The organism is Sporosarcina thermotolerans (assembly GCF_042658975.1).
GTDB lineage: Bacteria > Bacillota > Bacilli > Bacillales_A > Planococcaceae > Sporosarcina > Sporosarcina thermotolerans.
Map to the genome: position 1 here is coordinate 20,448 of NZ_JBHSRM010000018.1, position 24,980 is coordinate 45,427.

Annotated in this window: 29 protein-coding genes; 13 read left to right on the plus strand and 16 right to left on the minus strand. The window is 41.3% G+C overall.

All coding sequences use genetic code 11. The annotated features are described in order from the left end of the window. The first annotated feature begins 26 nt into the window (after window positions 1-26). Window positions 27-1,259, plus strand: a complete 1,233-nt coding sequence (locus ACFPZG_RS14690) for an MFS transporter (RefSeq protein WP_283734461.1) — start codon at window positions 27-29, stop codon at window positions 1,257-1,259. A gap of 55 nt (window positions 1,260-1,314) precedes the next feature. Next, window positions 1,315-3,168, plus strand: coding sequence for a transglycosylase domain-containing protein (locus ACFPZG_RS14695; protein WP_317940840.1), 1,854 nt, complete (start codon window positions 1,315-1,317; stop codon window positions 3,166-3,168). Between the two features lie 29 nt (window positions 3,169-3,197). Here ACFPZG_RS14695 and ACFPZG_RS14700 read toward each other — a convergent pair whose 3' ends face one another. Then, window positions 3,198-3,758, minus strand: coding sequence for a DUF5366 family protein (locus ACFPZG_RS14700; protein WP_283734457.1), 561 nt, complete (start codon window positions 3,756-3,758; stop codon window positions 3,198-3,200). A gap of 162 nt (window positions 3,759-3,920) precedes the next feature. Here ACFPZG_RS14700 and ACFPZG_RS14705 point away from each other — a divergent pair, with 162 nt between their 5' ends. The 7 genes from ACFPZG_RS14705 to mnhG are packed head-to-tail and all read left to right on the plus strand — an operon-like array spanning window position 3,921 to window position 9,677. Beyond that, window positions 3,921-6,329, plus strand: coding sequence for a Na+/H+ antiporter subunit A (locus ACFPZG_RS14705; RefSeq protein WP_317940839.1), 2,409 nt, complete (start codon window positions 3,921-3,923; stop codon window positions 6,327-6,329). Further along, window positions 6,316-6,738 (plus strand): Na(+)/H(+) antiporter subunit B, encoded by a 423-nt coding sequence (locus ACFPZG_RS14710; RefSeq protein ID WP_283734456.1) that lies wholly within the window; start codon window positions 6,316-6,318, stop codon window positions 6,736-6,738. Before ACFPZG_RS14705 ends, ACFPZG_RS14710 begins: the two co-directional genes overlap by 14 nt. Next, a complete protein-coding gene (locus ACFPZG_RS14715; RefSeq protein ID WP_283734455.1) occupies window positions 6,738-7,079 on the plus strand; it encodes a Na(+)/H(+) antiporter subunit C in 342 nt (113 codons plus the stop codon). Before ACFPZG_RS14710 ends, ACFPZG_RS14715 begins: the two co-directional genes overlap by 1 nt. Further along, the gene (locus ACFPZG_RS14720; RefSeq protein ID WP_317940838.1) at window positions 7,072-8,553 is read left to right on the plus strand and encodes a Na+/H+ antiporter subunit D; all 1,482 of its coding nucleotides are present in this window, start codon (window positions 7,072-7,074) and stop codon (window positions 8,551-8,553) included. Before ACFPZG_RS14715 ends, ACFPZG_RS14720 begins: the two co-directional genes overlap by 8 nt. A 5-nt stretch (window positions 8,554-8,558) precedes the next feature. Continuing rightward, a complete protein-coding gene (locus tag ACFPZG_RS14725) occupies window positions 8,559-9,038 on the plus strand; it encodes a Na+/H+ antiporter subunit E (RefSeq protein ID WP_317940837.1) in 480 nt (159 codons plus the stop codon). Continuing rightward, window positions 9,035-9,316, plus strand: coding sequence for a Na(+)/H(+) antiporter subunit F1 (locus tag ACFPZG_RS14730; protein WP_283734454.1), 282 nt, complete (start codon window positions 9,035-9,037; stop codon window positions 9,314-9,316). The genes ACFPZG_RS14725 and ACFPZG_RS14730 overlap by 4 nt, the downstream gene beginning before the upstream one ends. Continuing rightward, window positions 9,300-9,677, plus strand: a complete 378-nt coding sequence (gene mnhG / locus ACFPZG_RS14735; RefSeq protein WP_317940852.1) for a monovalent cation/H(+) antiporter subunit G — start codon at window positions 9,300-9,302, stop codon at window positions 9,675-9,677. The genes ACFPZG_RS14730 and mnhG overlap by 17 nt, the downstream gene beginning before the upstream one ends. A gap of 51 nt (window positions 9,678-9,728) precedes the next feature. Here mnhG and ACFPZG_RS14740 read toward each other — a convergent pair whose 3' ends face one another. Both ACFPZG_RS14740 and ACFPZG_RS14745 read right to left on the minus strand, forming a co-directional pair. Then, on the minus strand, window positions 9,729-9,962 hold the full coding sequence (locus ACFPZG_RS14740) for a hypothetical protein (protein ID WP_317940836.1): 234 nt from the start codon (window positions 9,960-9,962) through the stop codon (window positions 9,729-9,731). Window positions 9,963-10,025: 63 nt separating this feature from the next. Further along, entirely contained in the window at window positions 10,026-11,540 is a 1,515-nt protein-coding gene (locus ACFPZG_RS14745) for a leucyl aminopeptidase (RefSeq protein WP_317940835.1), read from the minus strand. 155 nt (window positions 11,541-11,695) lie between these two features. On the opposite strand from ACFPZG_RS14745, the gene ACFPZG_RS14750 reads away from it, so the two are divergent. After that, window positions 11,696-12,172 carry a divergent PAP2 family protein gene (locus ACFPZG_RS14750; RefSeq protein ID WP_283734453.1) on the plus strand — a complete coding sequence of 159 codons (477 nt, stop codon included), beginning with the start codon at window positions 11,696-11,698 and terminating at the stop codon, window positions 12,170-12,172. 105 nt (window positions 12,173-12,277) lie between these two features. On the opposite strand, the gene ACFPZG_RS14755 is transcribed toward ACFPZG_RS14750, so the two are convergent. The 4 genes from ACFPZG_RS14755 to ACFPZG_RS14770 all read right to left on the minus strand — a co-directional run bounded on the left by ACFPZG_RS14755 (window position 12,278) and on the right by ACFPZG_RS14770 (window position 15,185). Then, window positions 12,278-12,739 (minus strand): hypothetical protein, encoded by a 462-nt coding sequence (locus ACFPZG_RS14755; protein WP_317940834.1) that lies wholly within the window; start codon window positions 12,737-12,739, stop codon window positions 12,278-12,280. A 141-nt stretch (window positions 12,740-12,880) separates the two neighbouring features. Further along, window positions 12,881-13,198, minus strand: coding sequence for a YuiB family protein (locus ACFPZG_RS14760; RefSeq protein ID WP_317940851.1), 318 nt, complete (start codon window positions 13,196-13,198; stop codon window positions 12,881-12,883). Between the two features lie 161 nt (window positions 13,199-13,359). Then, entirely contained in the window at window positions 13,360-14,577 is a 1,218-nt protein-coding gene (locus tag ACFPZG_RS14765) for an NAD(P)/FAD-dependent oxidoreductase (RefSeq protein WP_283734451.1), read from the minus strand. A gap of 242 nt (window positions 14,578-14,819) precedes the next feature. Beyond that, the gene (locus ACFPZG_RS14770; protein WP_283734450.1) at window positions 14,820-15,185 is read right to left on the minus strand and encodes a HesB/IscA family protein; all 366 of its coding nucleotides are present in this window, start codon (window positions 15,183-15,185) and stop codon (window positions 14,820-14,822) included. 118 nt (window positions 15,186-15,303) lie between these two features. Here ACFPZG_RS14770 and ACFPZG_RS14775 point away from each other — a divergent pair, with 118 nt between their 5' ends. Next, the gene (locus ACFPZG_RS14775; protein ID WP_283734449.1) at window positions 15,304-16,005 is read left to right on the plus strand and encodes a DUF2225 domain-containing protein; all 702 of its coding nucleotides are present in this window, start codon (window positions 15,304-15,306) and stop codon (window positions 16,003-16,005) included. Between the two features lie 34 nt (window positions 16,006-16,039). On the opposite strand, the gene ACFPZG_RS14780 is transcribed toward ACFPZG_RS14775, so the two are convergent. Continuing rightward, entirely contained in the window at window positions 16,040-16,276 is a 237-nt protein-coding gene (locus ACFPZG_RS14780; RefSeq protein ID WP_283734448.1) for a NifU family protein, read from the minus strand. A 102-nt stretch (window positions 16,277-16,378) separates the two neighbouring features. Then, entirely contained in the window at window positions 16,379-17,125 is a 747-nt protein-coding gene (locus ACFPZG_RS14785) for a polysaccharide deacetylase family protein (RefSeq protein WP_283734447.1), read from the minus strand. 173 nt (window positions 17,126-17,298) lie between these two features. On the opposite strand from ACFPZG_RS14785, the gene ACFPZG_RS14790 reads away from it, so the two are divergent. Beyond that, window positions 17,299-17,634, plus strand: coding sequence for a YuzD family protein (locus tag ACFPZG_RS14790; RefSeq protein WP_283734446.1), 336 nt, complete (start codon window positions 17,299-17,301; stop codon window positions 17,632-17,634). A 199-nt stretch (window positions 17,635-17,833) separates the two neighbouring features. Here the strand turns inward: ACFPZG_RS14790 and ACFPZG_RS14795 are convergent, their stop codons facing one another. Next, entirely contained in the window at window positions 17,834-18,898 is a 1,065-nt protein-coding gene (locus ACFPZG_RS14795) for an NAD(P)/FAD-dependent oxidoreductase (protein WP_283734445.1), read from the minus strand. A gap of 141 nt (window positions 18,899-19,039) precedes the next feature. Here ACFPZG_RS14795 and ACFPZG_RS14800 point away from each other — a divergent pair, with 141 nt between their 5' ends. Then, the gene (locus ACFPZG_RS14800; RefSeq protein ID WP_283734444.1) at window positions 19,040-19,276 is read left to right on the plus strand and encodes a YuzB family protein; all 237 of its coding nucleotides are present in this window, start codon (window positions 19,040-19,042) and stop codon (window positions 19,274-19,276) included. 147 nt (window positions 19,277-19,423) lie between these two features. Here the strand turns inward: ACFPZG_RS14800 and ACFPZG_RS14805 are convergent, their stop codons facing one another. The 6 genes from ACFPZG_RS14805 to ACFPZG_RS14830 all read right to left on the minus strand — a co-directional run bounded on the left by ACFPZG_RS14805 (window position 19,424) and on the right by ACFPZG_RS14830 (window position 24,736). Next, a complete protein-coding gene (locus tag ACFPZG_RS14805) occupies window positions 19,424-20,203 on the minus strand; it encodes a TIGR01457 family HAD-type hydrolase (RefSeq protein ID WP_317940833.1) in 780 nt (259 codons plus the stop codon). After that, window positions 20,203-20,649 carry a DUF86 domain-containing protein gene (locus ACFPZG_RS14810; RefSeq protein WP_283734443.1) on the minus strand — a complete coding sequence of 149 codons (447 nt, stop codon included), beginning with the start codon at window positions 20,647-20,649 and terminating at the stop codon, window positions 20,203-20,205. The genes ACFPZG_RS14805 and ACFPZG_RS14810 overlap by 1 nt, the downstream gene beginning before the upstream one ends. A 104-nt stretch (window positions 20,650-20,753) precedes the next feature. Next, complete coding sequence (locus ACFPZG_RS14815) at window positions 20,754-21,056, minus strand: YutD family protein (protein ID WP_283734442.1); 303 nt, start codon at window positions 21,054-21,056, stop codon at window positions 20,754-20,756. Window positions 21,057-21,283: 227 nt separating this feature from the next. After that, the gene (locus tag ACFPZG_RS14820) at window positions 21,284-21,391 is read right to left on the minus strand and encodes a MetS family NSS transporter small subunit (protein WP_283734441.1); all 108 of its coding nucleotides are present in this window, start codon (window positions 21,389-21,391) and stop codon (window positions 21,284-21,286) included. Window positions 21,392-21,403: 12 nt separating this feature from the next. Beyond that, window positions 21,404-22,945, minus strand: coding sequence for a sodium-dependent transporter (locus tag ACFPZG_RS14825; RefSeq protein ID WP_317940832.1), 1,542 nt, complete (start codon window positions 22,943-22,945; stop codon window positions 21,404-21,406). A gap of 207 nt (window positions 22,946-23,152) precedes the next feature. After that, window positions 23,153-24,736, minus strand: coding sequence for a Na+/H+ antiporter NhaC family protein (locus ACFPZG_RS14830; protein ID WP_317940831.1), 1,584 nt, complete (start codon window positions 24,734-24,736; stop codon window positions 23,153-23,155). Window positions 24,737-24,980 lie beyond the last annotated feature (244 nt).

The following is a 24,980-nucleotide window of genomic DNA, read 5'->3' on the forward strand; positions in this document are numbered from 1 at the left end:
TATATAAAAGAAAGCAGGTTTCTTAGATGAATATTCAAAAACGAAATTTCATTATCATATGGCTTGCCAACTTTTTAGTTGCCGGTACGATGACAATGATCATGCCTTTCCTCTCTTTATACATAGAGACATTCGGGGATCATTCCGATGCCTATGTCCAAAAATGGGCCGGACTCATTTTTGGTGCAACGTTCATTACGGCATTAATCATGTCGCCGATTTGGGGTCGAATTGCAGATAAATATGGCTTTAAGCCGATATTGCTTATTAATGGATTCGGGATTGCCACGTCCGTATTCTTAATGGGATTTGTCGATTCAGTGGAAACATTCTTTCTTTTACGCCTCCTAAATGGTGTAGTTACAGGCTTCATCCCTACTTCACTTGCATTCGTATCTTCACAAACAGCAAGAGAAGAAGCTGGCAAGAAGTTAGGAACTTTGCAAATGGGAAGTGTGACAGGGACGTTATTCGGTCCGGTGTTAGGCGGATTGATGGCGGATGCATTCGGTTTTCAATATACATTCATCATTACATCATTTTCAGTTGCCGTAGCGGCGCTGATTGTCCTATTTGGAATTAAAGAGCAAAAGAAAGTAAAGAATACGCGAGTAATCCAATATTCCCGTAAAGCGATTTTAAGCGGACTTCTTCATCACCGATTGATGTTTAACGTCATGATTGTGACAGCATTGATCCAAATCGGGAACTTTAGCATTCAGCCACTTCTATCCCTTTACGTAGCTGGTTTAACGGATTCGAATGATGTTGCCTTCCTTGCTGGACTAACATTTAGTGCTGCGGGTGTTGGAAATCTCCTGTTCGCAAGGAAGTGGGGGAAGATGGGAGATGAAATTGGATATGAAAAAGTGCTTGGTGCACTCCTCCTCCTCTCTTTCATCTTCATTATTCCACAGGCGTTTGTCTCATCCATTTGGCAACTGATGATTTGCCGGCTATTATTTGGTATTGCAGTTGGGGGGATGATCCCAATTACCACTGCTTTAGTCAGACGTGAAGCCCCGATTGATATCCAAGGAGAAGTAATGGGTTACAATACAAGCTTCCGTTTCCTTGGCAATATCATTGGACCAATGTTTGGTGGGATTATTAGTGGTTACATCGGAATATCGTCCGTCTTCTTCCTTACAGGCGCGCTATTCTTAATAGGCTTTGGTTTCCTATACTATGCAATAAAAAAACCAGTCCAGGACTTCGAGGATTTTCTCGCAGATGAGGCAAAGAAAACGAATCTATAATATCAGCACATTTCCCAAGCGGAAATGTGCTATATTTTTTTATAGGGGGGATCTTATGAAACAATTCACTGGCTTCTTATTTATAATTGTACTGATTCCCCTACTATTGGGCATTCAGCAAGCCATTGCAAAAGAATGGGACAAATCACATCACTTGAAAGATAAAGTAAATGAATCGATTGAACTCACTGAACCCACCTTAAAAATGCCGATATCGATAACGGATCGGAATGGATTGGTCTTTGCGGAAGAGTATGTCGAATGGAGATATCCACTTGCGTTGAACCAGATACCTGACTTTTTAGTAGATTTATTTTTGGAAAGTGAAGATAAAGGCTTTTTTGAACATAGAGGCTATGACGTGGCTGCAATTGTAAGGGCTTTTGCGGTGAATACAGCTAATGACGACTTGCAACAAGGTGGTTCAACAATCACACAGCAACTTATTAGGATCAGATTCCTGACGACTGAAAAAACATATGAACGTAAATTCAAGGAATTACTTTATGCAGCAGAATTGGAAAAACAGTCGACGAAAGATGAAATTCTCGAAATGTATTTAAACGAAATGTTCTTTGGCAATCAAGTTTATGGAATCGGGGCCGCCGCCACTTATTATTTCAATCGCCCCCTCGATGAATTGAGTCAAGCAGAAATGGCATTCATCGCAGCGATTCCAAACAATCCATCCCGATATAACCCGATAGTGTATTTTGATAGAACAAAAAAGCGGCAAGAGCTTCTTTTGTCACAGCTTGCTAAAAGCGGTGCAATAACAGAAAAAGAGGCGGAATTATGTAAGAGTGAGACCATTACGCTTGATTTGAAGGAAAAGCCAAATCGATTTTCAATGTATAGCTCTTATGTGCTTAACGAACTTGAGGAATTAGTCGGCAGATCAGAAGGTTTTTGGGAATCTATTGAACTTGCGGAGAGCCTCGAAGAAAAACAAGTGCAGATGAATGCTTTAAAAAAGCGTACCGCAGAAGTTGTTGCGAAAGGAGTCCGTATTGAAACGGCTCTTGATTCACAAAAACAAAAGCATAATGAAATTTCGCTTTCTTCCCTTCTGACAACGAAGGGAATACAAGCGGGAGCGGTTGTGATCGATAATGAAACAAGAGAAATTGTAAGTATATATGGAGGGAAAGGATACCAGAAGGCCGATTTCAACCGAGCATTCCAAGCGGTGCGTCAACCAGGTTCCGCGATAAAACCATTGCTCGTCTATGCACCATTTCTTGAAAGTGGACCTTACAACGAACACACACAAATTGATAGCAGTAACCTTTGCATCGCTTCCTATTGTCCGAAAAATATTGGGGGCTTCAGATATGGTATGACAACGGTAAAAGAAGCATTCCGTTACAGCCATAACACAGCAGCTGTCAGGGTGTTCAGTACAGTCGGGATCGAAAATGCCTTCGCCTATTTAAAACCAATTGAATTTAACCATGTGAACGAGGCAGACCACACATATCCAGCAGCACTTGGCGGTTTTCAAAGAGGCGTGACTCCACTTGAGCTTGCTTCCGCCTATACAAGTTTCATCGATGGGACATACGAAAAGCCCCATGCCATAAGAAGGGTTGTAGATCGCGATGGAAACACTCTTTATACATGGGAGAATAAAGCAGAGAAAGTCTGGTCACCCTCAACCGTTTCCACAATCCGTAACCTATTGGAGGATGTTGTTTTAAACGGAACAGGTCAAGGCATCACCTACAGAAGCAACTACACAGGTGCCAAAACTGGAACAACCGACCACTATAAGGATTTATGGGTCGCAGGCATGAACGACCACTACACAACAGCCGTATGGATTGGCTACGACAAACCAGCCTCCATCCAACGCCTAAGCAACCAAAAAATCCATTTGAAGGCATTTAATGAGTTAATGAGAGAGTAATCAAAGGCCGTTCTATTTGAGCGGCTTTTCTACATAACAGGCAAACTCGCAAGAATCCCATTATATAATTTTAAAAGGATATAAATAATAACTGACAATAAAGTCCCCCACACAATTATCTCAAAAAACAACAAACCTACCGTACGCGAGAGGGTCATGAATTTACTAAGTTTAAAAACCATATATACAAAATAAACAAATGTCGTCAAAAGAAAGATGATCAAAAGCACCTGAATCGATTGAACTCCTGCCACCGAAGCGAGCGCACCAAAAAAATAAATTAAATTACCGCTTTTTGCTTCACTATACGACTCCCCCACTGCATCCTTTGAAAAAAACAGCATTGCCGTCTCATGAATCGTCTCCGCAATTAACTTCAACGCCGAGAAAATCATAAAAAAAGCAAGCGAATAAATGACAAGAAGAAATAACCTTAGCTGTGAATCGGTTAAAAACTCCCTCATCCCAGCATAAAGTCCAATTTCCCCAAAAAGTTTAATAGATGTACCAACCATAAAGACACCGAAAGTCAAACTGAAAAGGGTAATCGTCAAAAATGGCAAATACCCAAACAGGTATGGATTCCTCATTTGGCACCCCGAATGTAAATATTTTATCATTCCCTATAATATAGGAAGTGAAACCAAATTCGCAACAAAACTAGTTTGTTACCTATGCATTCCCTGTGATTTTACGTTATACTTTTAAACAATGTGTAGAATAATGATTCTTTTATTGGAAGGAGGATTTACTTGGAATTTGTATTTTTGATTTTCCTGCCGATCTTGGCGGCCTTATTTATCCCCACACTTTATAAAAGGATAAAAGGCATACATACTGGTTGGTTCGTACTTCTTGTACCTGTTCTGTTATTCGCTTACTATACAACGTTTATCAGAACCACAATGGAAGGTGGACATGCAGTTTCCGAAGTGCAATGGATTCCTTCCCTCGGCATCTCTTTTGTTTCTTATATCGATGGATTAAGCTTACTGTTTTCGTTGCTTATTACAGGGATCGGGGCATTGGTAGTCCTGTATTCCATCTTTTATCTCGATAAAAACAAAGAGAAGTTAGGGAACTTTTACGTCTATCTTCTACTGTTCATGAGCGCGATGTTAGGTGTTGTTCAATCGGATAATGTCATTTCGCTCTATCTATTTTGGGAATTGACATCCATTTCATCATTTTTACTTATTGGTTATTGGTTCACTCGTGACGGTTCACGGTTCGGCGCATTGAAATCGATGATGATAACTGTGTTCGGTGGGTTGATGATGCTTGGGGGATTCATCCTTCTTGGCATTATGGGAGGAACGTTCTCCATCCGAGAGCTCATTGCAAGCTCATCCACATTTGTCGGACATGAGTTTTTCACTCTAGCACTTGTCCTCGTTTTACTTGGAGCGTTCACGAAATCTGCACAATTCCCGTTCTACATCTGGCTTCCGGACGCGATGGAAGCGCCTACACCAGTCAGCGCTTACTTGCACTCGGCCACGATGGTAAAAGCGGGACTTTATCTTGTAGCGCGTTTCACGCCGATTTTCGCTGCTTCTGAAGTTTGGATTTGGCTTGTGACGGGCATTGGATTGCTTACGTTGTTCTGGGGATCCATATTCGCTGTCAAGCAGACGGATTTAAAAGCTATTTTAGCCTTCTCCACTGTCAGTCAATTAGGGTTGATCATGTCACTGTTAGGTGCAGGGGCCATCACAATGCACACGAATGAAGACATCTTCACCTTTGCGATGTTTGCAGCAATCTTCCATTTGATCAACCATGCGACATTTAAAGGTAGTCTCTTCATGATTGCCGGTATCGTCGATCATGAAACTGGGACAAGGGATATCCGGAAGCTTGGTGGGTTGATGAGCATTATGCCAGTAAGCTTTACCGTCGCTTTCATCGGCTCGATGTCAATGGCGGGTCTTCCACCATTTAACGGTTTCCTAAGTAAAGAAATGTTCTTACAATCCATGTTGGCAATCCGCCATTTTGAACTCTTCAATTTTGCGACTTGGGGAGTGATCTTCCCGGTTATCGCGTGGATTGCAAGTGTATTCACTTTCATTTACAGTTTCTATTTTGTATTTAAGACCTTCGCTGGAAAGAGGAAAGACGCACCGCTTCCACATGAGCCTCATGAAGCACCGGTTGGGATGCTTATCTCCCCTGTGATTCTTGCTACACTCGTTGTCGCTATCTTCTTCATTCCGAATGTTGTTGGGAAATGGCTTGTAAAACCGGCTGTTATGGCAATTCAGCCTTATCAATATTCCCATCCATCGGAAGTGGGCATTCATGTCTCCGCTTGGCACGGTTTTGCTTCGGTCGAGTTATGGATGACGGTTGGAATTATTATTATCGGTGGACTTCTCTTTTTATCTTTATCGAAATGGCAGAAGGTTTACGCTATCCAGCCTGAATACTTATCATTGAATTCACTATATGATGCATCAATGATCTTCAGCGAAAAAGGGATGAATCGACTGTCACGGTTCTATATGACTGGCCTCATCCGTACGTATTTTCTATATATTTTTGCGTTTATATCCGTTACGACAATAGCAGTCCTTTTTATTCAAGATGCATTTGTCGTTGACATGAACAGTTTTTCAAAGGTCAGTGCATATGGGGTAGTTAACGCCATCATCCTTTTACTCGCTGTCGTTTTCGTTTTACTTTCAAAAACAAGGCTCGGTGCAATCATTTCGCTTGGGGCTGTAGGCTATTCGGTCGCTCTGTTCTTCGTCATATTCAAAGCGCCTGATTTAGCACTTACACAATTGGTCATTGAAACAGTATCGGTTGCTTTGTTCCTTCTTGCGTTTCAGCATTTGCCAAAGCTTTCAGACCACGGTGAGAAGAAAAGCAATAAAGTAGTGAACGCGATTATCGCTCTTGGAATTGGTGTCACTGTAACATTGGTCGCATTGTCTTCCCACTCCAATAAGCTCGTTGCTTCGATATCACAGTATTATAAGGATACTGTCGCGACTGAAGCTGGAGGGGGCAATATCGTCAACGTTATTTTAGTGGATTACCGTGGTTTTGATACATTATTTGAAATTGCTGTTTTGGCAATTGCGGGGATCGGCGTCTTAGGCATGATTAAACTGCGACTTGCAAGAAAGGAGAATCCAGATGAAAACAAATGATGTCATTTTACAGACGACAACTAAAGTGGTGTTTTTCATCATCTTCTTGTTCTCCATTCATATCTTTTTTGCAGGTCATTACACTCCTGGCGGCGGCTTCGTCGGGGGCTTGCTGACGACGGGGGCAATCGTTCTCCTATTGCTTGCATTCGATTTGAAGACGGTACAAAAAGCATTGCCTTTCAATTTTACAATCATGACTGGAATCGGCTTGCTTTTAGCCCTTGGAACTGCGGCGGGGGCAATATTTTTCAATGTCCCGTTTTTCACGCATGCATTTGATTACTTCACCCTTCCTTTATTCGGTGAAACCTCCTTGCATACAGCGATGGTGTTTGACGCTGGAGTCTTTCTTGTCGTAGTTGGATCAGCGATCACAATCATCCAATCGATTGGAGGAGATTCGTAATGGAATTGTTAATGGCCATCTTAATCGGGGTACTGTTTACCGCTGCTGTTTATTTGATCCTATCAAGAAGTCTTTTGAAAATTGTCATCGGTACCGGGTTATTAAGCCATGGTGCCCATCTTCTTATTCTAACGATGGGTGGTCTCGGTGGAGTCTCCCCTCCAGTATTAGCCGATGGAGTTACAGATTTTGCTGATCCATTACCGCAAGCACTCATCTTGACGGCAATCGTTATCAGTTTTGGAGTGACGGCCTTCATTCTTGTTGTGGCTTATAGAGCTTATGCAGTCCTTAAAACTGGTGACCTGAATCATATGAAAGGAAATGACGAACATGATTAACCTACTATTATTCCCAATCATTATTCCTTTCCTTTTCGCGATTCTATTATTGTTTTTCAAAGAAAACGTAGGGATTCAACGAATTTTGACGGTAATCGGTGTCGTTCTTGGATTGATCTCATCATTCTATCTGATGTTAACCGTCAAGACTGAGGGTGTCCAAGCTATTACACTCGGAAGCTGGCCTGCACCATTCGGTATTTCAATGGTGTCCGATATGCTTTCAGCGTTACTTGTGACGACAACCCTATTAATTACACTATTTGTCGTATTATACAGCTTTACATCGATTGGAAAGGAACGGGAACGCTTCTTCTACTATCCAGGAATCCTATTCATGGTGACCGGTGTGAATGGTGCTTTTACAACAGGTGATATTTTTAATATGTTTGTCTTTTTCGAGGTGTTGCTCATTGCTTCATACCTTCTTATCGTCCTTGGTGGTGAGAAAAAGCAATTACGCGAATCTATCAAGTACATACTTGTTAACGTCGTTTCCTCTGCATTATTCGTAATTACAGTCGCTTATCTATACTCCGTCGTCGGAACGTTGAACATGGCGGATATTTCGGTGAAAATAACGGAAATCGGGCAACCGGGCATAGTAACCGTCATTGCAGTTCTTATGCTTATCGTCTTTGGAATAAAGGGATCGATTTTCCCTCTTTATTTCTGGCTTCCGGGTTCTTATGCAGCACCCCCTATTCCCGTGCTTGCCTTGTTCGGTGCTTTGCTTACGAAAGTCGGAGTATATGCTATTATGCGGACATACACTTTGTTTTTCACTCATAACACGGGCTTCACCCATGAAATTCTGATGGTTTTATCCATCCTTACAGTTATCGTCGGGTGCATCGGAGCACTCGCCTATTTCGACTTGAAACAGATCATCATATACAACATAGTGATTGCCGTAGGTGTTATTCTTTACGGAGCTGCCCAAATGAATGAAGCAGGTATTTCCGGAGCCATTTACTACCTCATTCATGACATGCTCATTAAAGGGGCTTTGTTCCTTTTGATAGGAATCATCATTTATGTAACAGGCACATCCAATTTGCGTAAAATGGGTGGATTGATGAAAACGCATGCTTCTTTAGGGTGGTTTTACTTGATTGCCGCATTTGGTTTAGCCGGCATCCCCCCACTGAGTGGATTCATTGGTAAACTTTTAATTGTACAAGGTGCATTCCAAGCAGGAAACGTTTGGGGCAGTATCATCATTCTTGCTTCCAGCCTAATCGTGTTGCTATCTGTCATGAGGATTTTCATCTATGCGTTTTGGGGAAAGCCTGTGGAGTTGCCTCGAACCAATCAAAAGTCTTATGCACGAATGATGGTTCCTGCAATCGTATTAGTCGTCCTGTCAATCTTCTATGGGGTAGGCACAGAATGGCTTGTCCCTTACATGACAGACGCTACAGACGTATTATTAAACCCATCCATCTATATTGATGCGGTCTTAAAGGAGTGAGCTCAATGGCATTTCAAATTTTATTGAACTTTTTCATCGCCGTCATTTGGATGTTCATGAACTCCTCATTGACCGCGACTACGTTTATCATCGGGTATTTGATAGGTTTGATTTTAATCATCATTACACGTCGTTTCTTCAACTCAAGGCTCTATGTCTGGCGGCTATGGTCGGCGGTTAAGCTGGCTCTTCTTTTCTTGAAAGAGTTATTGCTTTCTAATATTTCGGTACTACTCCTTGTCCTACGTCCGAAATTGAACCTCCGTCCCATGATATTCGCATTGCCGACAGAATTGGAGCATGAATGGGAAATAACGTTATTATCAAGCTTAATCACATTGACACCGGGAACAATCGTGCTTCACGTATCTAACGATCAGCGGATTCTTTATATTCACGCGATCGATGTAGAAGATGTTGATGAAGCCATCGATTCAATTAAAAATTCATTTGAAAAAGCAATTTTGGAGGTGAGCCGCGCATGATGACTTTCATATGGGTCAGTCTGATCCTCGTAGTCTTATCAATGGTCGGAATCATGTATCGTGTATTCCGTGGTCCTTCGATACCTGACCGACTTATCGCGCTTGACGGGATCGGCGTCATGCTCATTTCAGCAATTGCGCTACTTTCAATTCTTTTTGAAACAACCTTTTTCATCGATGTTATTTTGCTGATTGCAGTCATGTCATTTATCGGTACTGTATCATTCTCCAAGTTCATCGAGAGAGGAGAGATCATTGAACGTGATCGTAATCGCTAATATTCTCATCGTCACAACAATCGTTGTCGGTATCATTTTCACAATCGTTACAATGATTGGCATTCTCCGTTTACCGGATGTGTATACACGAGCACATGCAGCTTCTAAAAGTGCTACACTCGGTGTTCTAAGCATATTGCTTGGTGTTTTCTTGCACTTTTGGTTGAAGGAAGGGCATTTCAGTATCCAGCTTCTATTAGGGATTCTATTTTTATTTATCACATCACCGGTCGGCGGCCATTTAATGGGACGCGCTGCGTATATGTCGGGTGTCAAACCTACTGATGAGACTGTCGATAATGATTTGAAGGAAGCTGTCGAAGAAGCAAAGAAGAAGAACTTGCAACGATTGAAAGATTAACATAAAAAACACACCCGGCATTTTCCATTTAGGATTGCCGGGTGTGTTTTTTTAATACGGAAATCCGTATGGAGGATAGCCGTAATACGGAGGGTAACCGTAACCGCCACCATAACCAAATGGATAAGAATTTGGATAAAACGGCTGGTTATATCCATAAGACGGGGAAAGCGCACCTCCAAGGAAACCTCCAACTAACCCCCCTAAAAATGGTGCACCAAAACCAAAACCAAATCCTGGACCAAAAAAGCCAACATGTCGTCCAAACCCTCTTTGTCGTGACATCTTTATCCCCCTTTCTCACCTATCCTATTCAAGACGGGCGAAGTGTCGGGGGATGAATGCCTATTATTCGCTTAAACCTTCATTATCCGCCATTCGTTCAACGATTGTCGCAAGTGTACGAACCATTACACCCGTAGCACCTTTCGGACCAAGATCATGAGCTGCAGATGCATCAGAAGTTCCCGCGATATCGAGGTGGATCCACGGTGTGTCTTCAGCAAATTCCCCAACAAATCCTCCACCGAAAATCATATGCCCATCACGGCCCGGTGAATTGTTAAGATCAGCTACATCACTTTTTCGGATACGTTTTTTATCACTTTCTGTCAAAGGAAGTCTCCAAACGAATTCTCCAGTTTCCATTGAAGCTTGCATGAACTCTTCAAAGAATTCCTCATTATTCGTCAATGCTCCTGTCTTATCATTACCTAAAGCGACGATAACACCACCCGTAAGCGTTGCAACATCAATTAGATAGTTTGCTCCGGATTGCTTCGCATACGTTACAGCATCGGCAAGAACGAGTCGTCCTTCAGCATCCGTGTTCAACACTTCAATCGTTTTTCCGCTAAGCGATGTAATCACATCATCCGGTTTGAAAGCTTCACCCGACACCATATTGTCTGTCGCGCCAATAACAGCGACGACATTTTTCGCTGGACGTAGCTCACCGATAATGTTCATTGCGCCTAGCACTGCTGCAGCGCCACCCATGTCGCCTTTCATACCAACCATACCCTCACGCGGTTTCAGTGAATAGCCGCCAGTGTCGTATGTGACACCCTTTCCGACTAAACCGACAACGTCTTCCCACTGATCAGTACCAGCGTATTTCAATACAATCAACCGAGGCTCTTCAACGGAACCTTTATTGACAGCAAGAATGGCACCCATTCCTAACTCTTCCATCTCTTTTTTACCTAATACTTCAATTTCAAAATCGTATTTCTCGGCAAGTTCTTTTGCGTAGTCAGCCATTTTAGTTGCTGTCAGCATATTCGGTGGCATATTGACGAGATTACGGGCTTCATTCACTGCATTCGAGTAGACACTTCCTACTTCGAACGCTGCCTTCAATTCTTCTTCTTCGGCTTTTGATAAGAATGCCACCGACTCTAATGCAACATCTCGCTCGTTTGAATCTGTACGGAATCCTTCGAATTTATAAGATCCCATACCGATACCTTCTGCCGCAGCGAAGACGACATCATCGCAAGATAGGTCTTCATTTGTAAATGGTGCTGTCCAAATGCTTACAGAAGATACTTTTGAAGCTTTCAGTTCTTTCCCTACCGCAGCGAAGACTTGGCGCAGACGGTCTTCAGTCAATTTTTTAGTGTTTCCTAAACCGATGAAAAATGCTCGCTCATATGTACCTTCGTTGAGTGCAGGCATTTTCACGATTGTTTTGAAATCCGACTTGATATCCCCTGACTTAATCCAATCCATCAGACGTGGGCTGAAAGAATTTGCAAGGGTATCCCATCCTTCAACATTTTCGGGGTGATCTGGAACCCCAACTAATAGTACTTCACTTTTTAGATTATTAAATTCAGGTTCAATAAATGATGCTTTCATTTGACTACCTCCCTGTTTTCATACATCCTCTATTATATACTAACAAGCCCTATAGCCAATAATAATAATTCGAATTCCGTATTATCTATTATCCAAATCGCTTGTTATGGTATACTAACAATACATTTTCATTTTTTAGAAAAGGAGTGGACTTCATGGCCCTATTGCAAAACACTCCGCTCCTTGCGGCATTATTTGCGATATTTTTCGCTCAGTTCGTGAAGATCCCGATTCATTTTCTTTTTACAGGGAAGTTGGATTGGAAATTGATGACGTCGACAGGCGGGATGCCAAGCTCCCATTCAGCCGCAGTATCGGCATTAACTACGGCAATCGCCTATGAAGTTGGGTTGGGATCACCATTATTTGCAGTATCCGCCATCTTTGCTGTCATCGTCATGTTCGATGCGACTGGAATTCGTTATCAAGCCGGGCAGCAAGCTTTGATCATTAATCAGATGCGAGTGGACTTTCAGACTTTCGTCACAGAAATGAAAGGCTGGCCCCAAAAAGATGGACAGCAGAAGATAATGGAATTGAAAACACTGTTAGGCCATAAACCGAGTGAAGTATTTGCAGGATTAGTGACAGGGATTCTTATTTCAGTCGTCACTTACTCATTTATCGTCTAACAAGAAAGCATAACTATTCACTTTTGGAATAGTTATGCCTTTTTCTATTTTCTATCCTTGCTATGTTTTAATGTACACAACAAATGAGCATTAGATTTAGGTGTATTAATTCGCAAACTGCTCTTTAATACTTACTACAAAACCGTCTTTAACTTCAACCCAGAATACAACTCTATTAGTTCCCACGCTGTCTAAGAATTCCATGAATTCTTCTTTTTTCGTTGTACTGTAATTTCTATCTTCTCCTTCTTTATAAAATGAAAGAGATTCAAGTTTCACAAAACTATATTCAGTGTCTTCAGCTATCTTATAAGATACTGTGTCTGTGCTTGGATTATTTATATAATATCCATTCGGCATGTCAGATCGAGACAATTTTAACTCTTTTATTCGGTCTTGGTTTTCATCTGTTATCCATTCAACCTCATCTAAATAAAGTATATCTTCCTCAATGTCTATGTGACCGATATACAAATCCGGATTGGTGTTATTCACATCGGTCTGATTACAAGAGAATAATACCAAACTTACTAAACCTAAAGTTAATAGAAGAAATACTTTTTTCATTTTCTTACCTCCACTATTTTATTTTTTCTGAATATTAATATTAAAAATAAGGTACGAAAATCGGTGTGATTTCGTACCTAATTTATGTTGCTAATTCATTTTTTGTGATTCAAACGGGAACGTCACCACCCCCGCTTTAGTTTAAAACATTCGATAACCTTGTTTTCGCAGTAGTTTCATAACAAACCCAGAAATGATTGCGCCTACTAGTCCACTGGCAAGGATAATAATATCTGCAGCATGCAAGGATACGAGTTTATCGCCTAAGAGTCCGAATGCATAGCCTGGTTTCGTAAAGTACTCGAAGAATCTCACTTCATCGATAATAAGTATTACGACGATTGGGTAAATGATAGCCATTAGCCAAGTCATACGAAGTAACATATTCAATAGGAAGCCGATCCCGAAAAACATTACCATAAAAATTATTATAGATAAAACGAAATGCGTTAATGTCATTGTTCCCAAATTGTATACCCCCATTTTCCATTAATCATTTTACAGGAATGGATACAAGCTTTCAATAATATAAGGCCATTTCAACAATTTGTTGGAATTGCGTTCCTTGAAAAAACACCTGCCATGATTGGCAGGTGTTTACTTTTGTTCTAGGGTGTTAATTATTTAAGTAAATTGAATTTACCTTTTTTAAGTGTTAGTCCAACGCCGCCAATCATGAATAGGGAACGGTTATCAACCACTTTTTTCATGAATGAAGCTTTTTTACCCATCAATTTTTTGCCGAAAGCGACACCGATTGCATCGTCATCCCCTAAAGAAGCAATGCTTCCTTTAATATCAGGAGTAAATTCAGCCGTTGGTTGGCCTTTCATCAATGCAATGATGTTATTCGCACACATATCACCTTGCTGCATAGCAATTTGTGCAGTCGGTGGGTATGGACGGTTGACTTCTTCATTGATCATCAATGCGCAGTCGCCGACGATGAATACGTCTTTTTGTCCAGGAGCACGAAGATCTTTATCTACTTTAACACGCGCACGCATGTTTTCAATTCCAGTTTGTTCGATTAGACGGTTGCCTCGTACACCTGCCGCCCAAACAACAGTACCAGCTTTGATGAATTCAAATTCATCTTCGCCTTTTTTAATCTTAACGCCTTCTGGAGTTGCTTCAACAACTGGCGTACCAATTGAGAATTCGATTCCTTTTGCTTTCAATTGTCTAACAGCATAGTCAACAAGCTCAGGATCGAAGCCTGGTAATACCATAGGAGCAGCTTCTACGCAAATGACGCGTACTTTTTCAGCGGGTACATCATATTCCTTACAAAGTTCTGGTACACGGTTTCCAAGTTCACCAAGGAATTCAATTCCAGTGAATCCTGCGCCACCAACAACAATTGTCAATCTGCTATCGTCTCTTTCTTCATCAAGTGACCATGAAGCGAATTGATATTCAATATGATCACGGATATGACGTGCAGCATCTACGTTAGCAATAGACAATGCGTATTTGTCCAAACCTGTAATGCCAAATGTTTCACCTTCGAAACCTAATGCAATTACAAGATAGTCATAAGTATGCGTACCGACATTTGTTGTGACAACCTTGCCTTCAATATCGATTGCTTGAACTTCAGCTTTAACAAATTTAACTTTTCCTGGATTGATGACATCTTTAATGTCATAACGGACTTGCTCAGGAGAAAGTGTTCCTGCAGCCGCTTCATGCAACCAAGTGGACTCATAATGGTAATCATTCTTGTTGATAAGTACGATATCAGCCTCGTCAGCGCCAATGGATTTCTGCAAGTTGACAACTGTGGATAAGCCACCGTAACCCGCACCTAATACTAAGATTGTCGGTCTTTTCACGAAAATCGAAACCACCTTTGAATTTATTATGTGCCGGGTCCGATGTAAATCGGGTCAAACGTCGATTTGCTCAGTCCTGGCATTTGTCTCTATTTCGACAAACTTCTACTATACAATAGTAGCCCTTTTGATAAGGCTTTTCAATACTTTTTTATAATATATTTCAATGCAAATAATAATAAAGACCCTCTTTCAGCCAAGTGAACAATTTAGTTCAAACGGATGAAAGAGAGTGCTGAAAATCAATCACATGATTGAGGTGTCCCAACTTTTTTAGCAGTTCGGAATGACGTCCCGCAACCGCAAGAAGCAATGGCGTTTGGATTATCAATTGTAAAACCGCCGCCCATCAGAGATTCCTTATAGTCGACTTTAGTTCCCTCTAAAATTCCAGCATCGTCTTTCGCTACGACAACTTGAATTCCATGCTGGGACATTAGGAAATCGTCTTCGGATTTCACTTCCTCAAATCCTAAACCGTATGTCAGTCCGCTGCATCCCCCGCCGTTGACGGCGACACGTAGGAATGATCCTTCCTCACCATTATGCTTCATCATTTCCTTAACGCGATACGCCGCAGCTTCAGTAATTTCAACGTATTGTGTCATTTACATCCACCTTCCCGCTTTTTAACTATTATATCAATGTTTTTACCACTAACGCAATCTTATTTACTTGGTTCGGATCGAAATAGGGTATACTTTAAACAAAAAGGGGTGACACGAAGTGGAAGTAAGTTCCTCGTTTGTTAGAGAAATGGTGTGCTTGAATTGTAAAGAGAAATTCACTACAACAAAAATCCGATCACGCTATGTTCGTGTTGTGAAGCACGAAAGCGACTTCAAACCTATCTATCAAGACCTATCGGCGTATCCGATTTTATATAATGCAGCGGTTTGTCCACATTGCGGATTTGCATTTACGGATGACTTTTCCCCATATTTTGCAGATGGAGTTAAAGATGAAATTAAAGAGTCCATCACGTCACGTTGGAACAGTCGTTCATTTGGTGAGGAGAGGACAATTGAAGAGGCGATTGAAGCGTATAAGCTTGCATATATAAGCGCTTCGATTAAGAAAGAGAAATCATTGACGATTGCAGGGATAACTCTTAGAATCGCATGGCTTTACAACGACTTGAAAGATGTTGAATCCGAAATGCGGTTTAAAAAAATCGCACGTGATTTATATACGCAGTCCTATACAGAAGGTGATTATGTTGGAACGCAAATGTCCGAAACACGAGTAATATACTTAATGGCAGAGCTGTCACATCAAATTGGTGATAATGAGGGTGCTGTCCGGAATTTTTCACGTGTCATCGAAAGACAGCGGACTTCAATTGAGCCAAAACTTATTGAAATGGCGAAGGAAAGATGGCAGGAGATCAGGGAACAAAATCAGCAAGAAAAAGTTAGAGCGGACTGAATATCTTCAGCCCGCTCCTCTTTTGCAGTATCCATTAAAAGACTTGCTCTACTTCAACTACTCCTGGTACTTCTTCAAGCAATGCTCTTTCAATACCGGCTTTCAATGTGATTGTCGAACTTGGGCACGTACCGCAAGCACCTAAAAGACGAAGTTTTACGACTCCCTCATCAATATCAACAAGTTCACAGTCTCCCCCATCACGTAGGAGGAATGGTCGCAATTTATTTAAAACTTCTTGTACGGGTTCCATCATAGCTGTATCTGTCATTGTTTATTTCTCCCCTTTCTTTATACTTATTATAAGGTAAGTGCTACTCATAACACAAATGAATTATACCCGAATAACGTTTTCCTCTATTATCGAACCGTTTCATTCATCTATATCAACATGCTTATCACCACTGTTATTTCCCGACCGTATTTCCATCATTTCTGAGATAGTCACAAATCTAAAACCCCGTTCCTGAAGTACAGGCAATATGTTCGCCAATGCTTTTACAGTTTGTTCACGATTTCCGCCACCATCATGGAAAAGCACAACATTGCCTTCCTTTGCCCCGTCTAAAACGAATTTAGTTATTTTATCTACACCGGGACTTTTCCAATCCATTGTATCCAAATGCCAAGACCACATGATGACCTTATAGCCCTCATTTACGACAGCATCTATCATATCGTCAGTATAGTTGCCCTCGACCGGTCTAAATAATTTTGTTGACTGTCCTGTAATTGAAAATATGGTATCATCGGTCTGCTTGATTTCCTCCAGTAAATTCGGTACGTTCTTCTTCTTGTGGTGACTGTATGTATGATTTGCCAATTCATGTCCTTCTTCATACATACGTAAAACAACTTCCGGATTCTTCTCGGCATTCGCTCCGAGGATGAAGAACGTTGCCTTCGCGTCGTACCTATTCAATAAATCCAGTATTTCGCGAGTATACTTTCTGTGAGGTCCATCATCAAATGTAAGTGCAATCACCTTTTCTTCGGTATTTATATCCCATAATATTTGCCCGGATTGCTCATAATATTTTCTGCCCCTATCGGCAAACGTATGTTCAAGTATAACAAACAGAAGTACAACAAATATAAGTAGTGAAATATACTTCTTCATGGATAGACACACTCCTTGGGCAGTTCTTGTTTTACCATATTGTTTGTTGTTTTTCGATAAAGATGTATGCATAAATGTTTTTTGTTCTGATTGCAAAACTAGTGAATATTGATAAACTGATAGGTAGCGGGTTTAATGTAAAACCTCATCGAGAATGGGAAGGAGTTATGATCATGGAAAAGCAGAAACAAAAGGTAAAAATCGAAATTTACGGGGCAGATATCGTTTGCGCTAGCTGTGTCAATGCACCATCTTCAAAAGATACATACGAATGGTTGCAAGCTGCGATTACGAGGAAATATCCAGGACAGCCTTTTGACATTGATTATATTGACATTGAATCTGAAATTGCGGATTCCGAACAGAAAGACATCGCCGAACAAATATTGAATGATGAGTATTTTTACCCTCTGGTACGTATCGAGGATGAAGTAATTGGTGAAGGCTATATTCAGTTGAAACCTGTTTTTAGCGCACTTGAAAAGCGCGGATATGTGGAGCAAGCATAATTCCTATTGATAATATTTTAATGTAAATGAGAAAAAATTCCCTTCCCCGATGAATTCGAGGGAGGGATTTTTCTTTTATCATCCAGCTTCGGGCGGCAACTGCTCGGGTCATAAGTCAAAGATACTACGTGGCAAAGACCGCCACTTCGTATCTTCGCCTTATGCCTGTCGCAGTTAGACGCCACCCTACGCTTTTGAATTACCCATTATGCCATTTGTACATCCAGAGTACTCCTGATTTCAATAAACGGGCTATCCGGCCTGTTACGGTTCGATCCGCAAGATAGGCAAATCCTTGTTTTTTTCCTAAGGAACCCATGAAGCCCTTCAATTTGATTTCCGGCATTTCTTTCGGCAATGGTTCTTTACTCCATACAAGGCGTAGTACCCGTACAATCTGTTCTGCCTGTTCTTCAGCAAGTTGTGCACTTGGTGCGTGTGGCAATGCAGCAATATCTCCAACAACGTACACGTCTTCGTAATCTGGGATTTGATGGTATTGATTCAACACGACGCGACCTCTATTTTTCTCTACATCCAATTCACGTACAATAGACACTGCTTGAATTCCAGCGGTCCAAACTACTGCGTCGACTTGAATACTTTCTTCATGATTGTAAAGGATATTTTCTTCGACCTTCGTAATGTTTGAATTGGAAATAACATCAACTTCGTGCTTGTCAAACCAATCCTTTACATAATTGCTCAGTCTTTCAGGGAAATCTTTTAAGATCCGTGGTCCACGATCAAATAATTTAATCTTCAAGTCTGGACGGCTTTCGCGCAATTCACTTGCCAGTTCAATACCGCTCAATCCAGCACCGACAATACCGACCGTCGCCCCTCCTCCAAGACCTTGAAGCAACTTGTATGTGCTACGTGACTTACCGATTGTCTGGATGCTGCTTGTGTATTCCGCAGCCCCAGGAACGTCATGATAATTATCTTCACAACCAAGACCAATTACAAGTTCATCATAAGGAACTTCTTCGCCATTACCAAGGCTGATTACCTTATCATCCAATTTAATGGCCGAAATTTCACCTTCTACGATATTTAGTCGTTCATGGGATGGTAATGCAACACGGATTTCCGAATCTGGAACCGTCCCTGCAGCCAATGCATAGAATTCCGTCTTCAAGCTGTGAAATGGAGTCCTGTCCACTAATGTAATTTCTACGTCGCTTGGCAGTTCTTTGTTTAGTAGACGAAGCAAAATTCGCATATTACCATACCCTGCACCTAATAAGACAAGTTTTCTCATTATTTTCTCCTTTTAAGCAACCATTTTCCGACATGTTCTCACTAAGATTATATCAGTTTGTGAGATTTTTCACAATAAGACATCCCAATTGACGGCGGGTGAAAAAGAGAGTAGCATGCCATGTAGGGTGAGGTGATCGCAGTGAATCCGATCGTAGAATTCTGCATGAGTAATCTTGCAAACGGTTCACAGAAAACATTGGAAGCATTAGAAAAGGATCCAAATATAGATGTTCTTGAATATGGTTGTCTTAGTTATTGCACATTATGCGCTCGAGGCTTATACGCTTTAGTTAATGGAGAAGTCGTTGAGGCGGACACGCCTGAGGAATTGACGGAAAAAATTTATCAGTTTATTGAGGAGAATCCGTTGTTTTAAAGCACAAAAGGGCTGTACAGAAAGTCAGTAAAACTGACCGTCTGTGACAGCCTTTTCAAATTACAAAATGAACAGTTTAAAACCGTTGATTTGCGTTCCAGCCGGACGCTTTCCGGAGGGCGTGCGGTGAACCAACCCGTTTGCAATTTATAGCGAATATCTTCTATTCCAGTCACTTAAATTCTTAAATAGGTAAGTCGGTTGCTGGGCTTGTTCCTTCACCACATCAGCGCTTGTCACTCCACCCTCAACATGGGCTGTGTCGATTCCGAAACGAATGCCTGCTTGGATGTCTGTGCCGTAATTATCACCGATCATGATTATTTCTTCTTTTCGAAAGCCCTTTTGTTGGATGAAATGAAGCAAATGCGGTTCTGGCTTTCCTACATATGTAGCTACTTTATCTGTCGTCGTTTCAAGAAGTTTAACAAAAGAACCATTCCCCGGGACAAGTCCTTTTTCCGTCGGGAATGCTTTATCCCCATTCGTTGCGATAAATTCTGCGCCAGCGCGTAGTGCCAAACTGGCCTCCGCCAATTTTTCGTAGGTGATTCCACGGTCGATACCGACGACTACAACGTCCGGACTTTCCGTTGTCAGTTTAAACCCTTCCGCCATTAGTGCAGCCTGAAGCCCCTCTTCACCGATCATCATTACGGATGCCCCGTCAAAATGTACCTTGCAATATTTCGCCGCTGCGATTGCAGATGTCATTATTGAATCAGTTCCCGTTTCAATGCCAAGTTGAAGCAGTTTCATTTGGAACTGCTTTGGTGTTGCGGAGGAATTATTCGTAACATAGAAAGGTTCAATCCCTCTACTTTGAAGGTCATGAATAAAGTCTAATGTCTCTGGTATTACTTCGTTCCCCCTATATACCGTTCCATCAAGGTCAAGGCAAATCGCCTTATATCGATCCTTTGTCATTACTCCGTAGGGCTGAACGCTGAAACCGGGCCGAGTTCATTCTCCAAGTAATAACGGACCTTTTCTGGGAATGCTCTAATGGCTTCTTTTGTTTCATTCAATACCGTCTCAACTTCTTCATTGTCAACTTCAACAAACTCACGTACAATCATCGTTCTAAGTCCAAGAACCTTTTTAAGCGGCTCGGACATTTCAGCTGTAATGACTTTCTCGTCTTCCATAATATCGATAATATCATCGTAGCTACCAGGATCCCGCATGATGAATCCGTCAATCATTGAGTTTCCGACATCAATGATCGACTCAACCACTGTATGGGCAATGCGTTGGAGAGCCAATTCATAGACTTTGTCAGTATTCCATTTTTGATGCCCTTCAAATAACTCCAAAAGGCTTTCCATGTATGATAATGCTTCGTTGATTTTATTGCGATCGATAAAGTACAAATTCGTTCCCTCCCGATTCTAAACTACCAATCCATCATATCATAATGTGCATACAAATGAACCGCCAAGTATACACGATTGTGTACACTTGGCGGCTCGATTTCCTATTCCTGTTCAGAGGGCTGATTTTTCACCTTGCCCACTTTCCGTAAGACAAAATAGGCACATCCGAAATTACAGTATTCATAAATATAATCTTGCAATGTACTTATTTTCGTTTCATATGTCGCTTTTGAATTACGATCCTCAAAAAAACCTTTCAACCGAAGTTGACCATATCCCCAGTCACCTAAAATATAATCGTATTTTGACAACACGTCACTATACCTAGCAATTAAGGCTTCTTCATTGAAACCGTCACGGTATTCCTTCACCATTTCATATTCATATTCATTGATTGTTATCATCAACATCACCGCCATTTCAACTTTTACAGATAACTAATCTATATGCAGGAAAGTAAGCTCATTCATTCTTAAAATCAAAACAATCGCTTCTGCCAATGTATCATATATTCTGACTTCCAACAACTATTGATTCGCCTAGTTCAGTCAGCCCTGTCTAAAAAAACCCAAAAGAAAAGCAACCATTTAAGGTCGCTTTTCTAAGGAATTAAATTAACGGTTCTCTAACGTTAGGCTCTGCTTCTTGATTTGGACACTGCCCAAAATATGCTTCCCGCTAATCCTCCCCAAATGATGAGGATTCCTACTACCATCATGAATATCGCTCCACCGCTCATATTGAATCCTCCTTATCGATTGTCATAGTCTGTTGAATCCGATGTTTTTTTATTCCATTTCAGTGCAGTGAAGATGACGGCCATAACGATTGCGAATAGGGCGACCATCCAACCCGTTGACATGATGAAGGCATCTGAATACCCTTCGTAGTTTCCAATTACGTTCCCTGCCGCATCTTTATGCTGTTTGAAAAGGTTGATGCGTAAAAGGTCGAACATCATATAACCAAGAACAGCAGGTGTGATGAACCTCAAGCACACTTTCCAAAGTGTTCCAACTTGTATATCGGAGATCTCATTTGCATGCTCTCCAAATACATCAAGCTTCTTGAAGACCCATACGATAAGGACTACTTCTACTAAGCCGATTGCAGCTACCCCGAATTGGTTGATGAAGTAGTCAGCTACGTCTAAGAAGTACAATCCTCCCCGCGTTGCGAAAAGCAAAGAGATGACAGCAGCAAGCCCGACTCCAAATAAAACTGATTTTGTTCTGGAGATATTGAATTTCTCTGATAACCCTGCGATATATGTCTCACAGATTGAAATGAGCGATGTAAGCCCTGCGAGAACAAGGGATAGGAAGAACAAGGCCCCGAATATACCATTCATTCCTGGCATTTCATTAATGATTTGCGGGAACACAACGAATGCCAAACCGACACCAGCCGAAGCAACATCCGAAACAGCTTCACCTGCTTGTGTCGCCATGAATCCAAGCGCTGCAAAAATTCCAATACCAGCCAATAACTCAAATCCTGAGTTTGCAAAACCAGTTATGAAAGCGTTGTTCGTAATATCCGATTTTTTTGGTAGATAGCTCGAATACGTGATCATAATAGCAAACGCGATCGATAGACTGAAGAAAATATGCCCATATGCTGCTACCCAGACCGTGGAATCCGCCAACTTGCTTAAATCCGGTTTAAAGAAGGCATCCAACCCAAGCGCCGCACCTTCAAGTGTTACAGCACGTATAACAACAAGCAGGAATACAATGACAAGCAAAGGGATGAAAATTCTATTCGCCAATTCAATTCCTCGTTTTACCCCTGCTAAAAGAATGATAAACGCAATCGCCCAAACAAGGACTAACGGAATGAGTACACCTGGGACGAGCCCACCGACATCTCCTGGATTATCGGCTAAATTCAATACTGTTCCAAACAGGAATCCTCCTGTATCATCACCCCACGCCAAATTGAAGGAGTAAACCGTGTACTTGACGGCCCAAGCGATGATAACTGCATAGTACGTAGAAATTACGAATGATACGAAAATCCCCCACCAGCCCAACCATTCAGCACCTTTTCCTTTCATCCGGAAAAATGATAGAGGTGCCGAACCACGATACTTGTGACCTATCGTGAATTCCAAGATTAAGATCGGGATACCGGCAGTTAAAAGTGCAAATAAATACGGAATGAAAAATGCCCCGCCACCGTTTTCATACGCAACATAAGGAAAACGCCAGATGTTTCCCAAACCAACAGCCGAACCAACCGCAGCCATCACGAACCCGGCCCTTGTACCCCACTGCGAACGCTGTCCCATAACAAATCCCCCTTCACATGTATTCTATGAATCTTTACCACTTTCAGACTATTATAATCTTATAAATCAGTATAACCGCTCAGAACTAGAGCGATATCCTAATAGTTATAATAATCAGTAATATAAATTATGTTTGTTAAACTCGCTTTATACTTGTTTGGAGAATACAAAAAAAACAGGTGAAGGAAAAAATCCTTCACCTGTTTTTTACTTTGTTAAAGAAGTCATGTTCACGTCTGATTTACCACGTTTTGATGCCCAAAAAATGAATAACGCGGCTGTTACGATAATAACAGTACCTAATCCGATCCAAACCGATCCTGTAAGTCCAAGGATGAAATAACCGATTATAGAAATCCCTGCAGCAATCAGTGCATATGGAAGCTGAGTGGAAACATGATCTATATGATTTGAACCCGCTCCGGTCGATGATAAAATTGTCGTATCTGAAATCGGTGAACAATGATCGCCGAATACAGAACCCGCAAGGACAGCCGACAATGCAGGAAGAAGTAACTCAGGCTCGGCATTGATCATAATCGTTCCTGCAATCGGTAAAAGGATACCGAATGAGCCCCATGATGTTCCTGTCGAAAAAGCCATTAAACCTGCTAAAACAAACATAATTACTGGTAGAAAATGTACTGGTACATTCGACTGTTCAACGGCATTTGATAAAAAGAGTCCTGTTTCGAGAATTCCAATCAAATGAGTTAATGCCCAAGCAAATATTAAAATGAGAATGGCTGGCATCATCGCTTTCATACCGCTGACAAATGCCTTGCCAAGCAATCCATAAGAAGCCGTCTCATTTTTCCCCATTTGGGACAAATAAAGAATTGCTGCTAAAACAGATGCGGTAATACCGCCTGTCATTAATGACAACGGAACATCTGTATTTTCGAAAATCGTCCAAACGCTCATGGAACCGCCAATACGGAAGCCAGTCCAAATCATCATGCCTAAAGTCACGACAACAAGTGTAATAATTGGAGCAATCAAATCCACAACACTTCCGTATGAGTGAACCGGGAAATCCTCTTTCAACTGACCTGGAATCTCTTTTTTCGGATCAAATAATTGACCTGATTCCTGTGCAATCGTTTCATGCTTTTTCATCTCAAAGAAATCAATGTTCGACCAAGCGAAGAAAAATACCATGGCCAATGTTGCAACTACATAGAAATTCATCGGTGCCATCATTAAAAATGCAGATAAAGGCGAATAGCTAACTGCCGCAGTCGTACTAAAAATTAAAGCGAGTTGGCCAATCAGGAATGCTCCCCAACTTGAAATAGGTGATATCACGCAAATTGGAGCGGATGTTGAATCGATGAAGTATGCTAACTTCGCTCGTGAAATGCGATGCTGGTCCGTGATTGGACGTGCAATTTGGCCAACAGCCAATGCATTAAAATAATCATCGACAAAAATTAGTATACCTAAGAACACTGTCAGAAGCTTTGCGCCTCGTCGCGTTTTAATGCGGCGTGTTGCCCATTCAGCGAACGCCCTGCTTCCTCCAGACAAACTGACAAGTGCTGTAATGATCCCAAGTAGCAGAATGAATACCATTATATAAATATTATAGGTATTCAATTCACCATCTGCCCAAAATGAAACAATCATGGCTGTCCAAAGATTTTTTAACGTCTCAATCGGTGTAAAACTTGCTACTAATAATGCTGCCGTCAAAATTCCCGACCCAAGTGATATAAGAACCCTTTTTGTAACCAATACCATAATAATTGCCACGAGTGGCGGTAAAATTGAAACCCAAGTGCCTATCATACTAACTTCCTCCAATTTTTTTGAATTGAAGAACAAGGTAACGAGCAAAAGCGAAGGGCGCACACGTAAGTCTATGGTGAAACTGTTTAACGGCGCTCTATGCCGTATAGCATAACCAATTTATGACTTTTGTAGTTAGCGCCCCGAGCTAAAGTAAAAAAAACCGACAGCCTATATACACTTTGAAAGTGTGAAAGGCGCCGGCTTATTCTACGATTCGTTTGAAAGATAATCTAAGATGTTT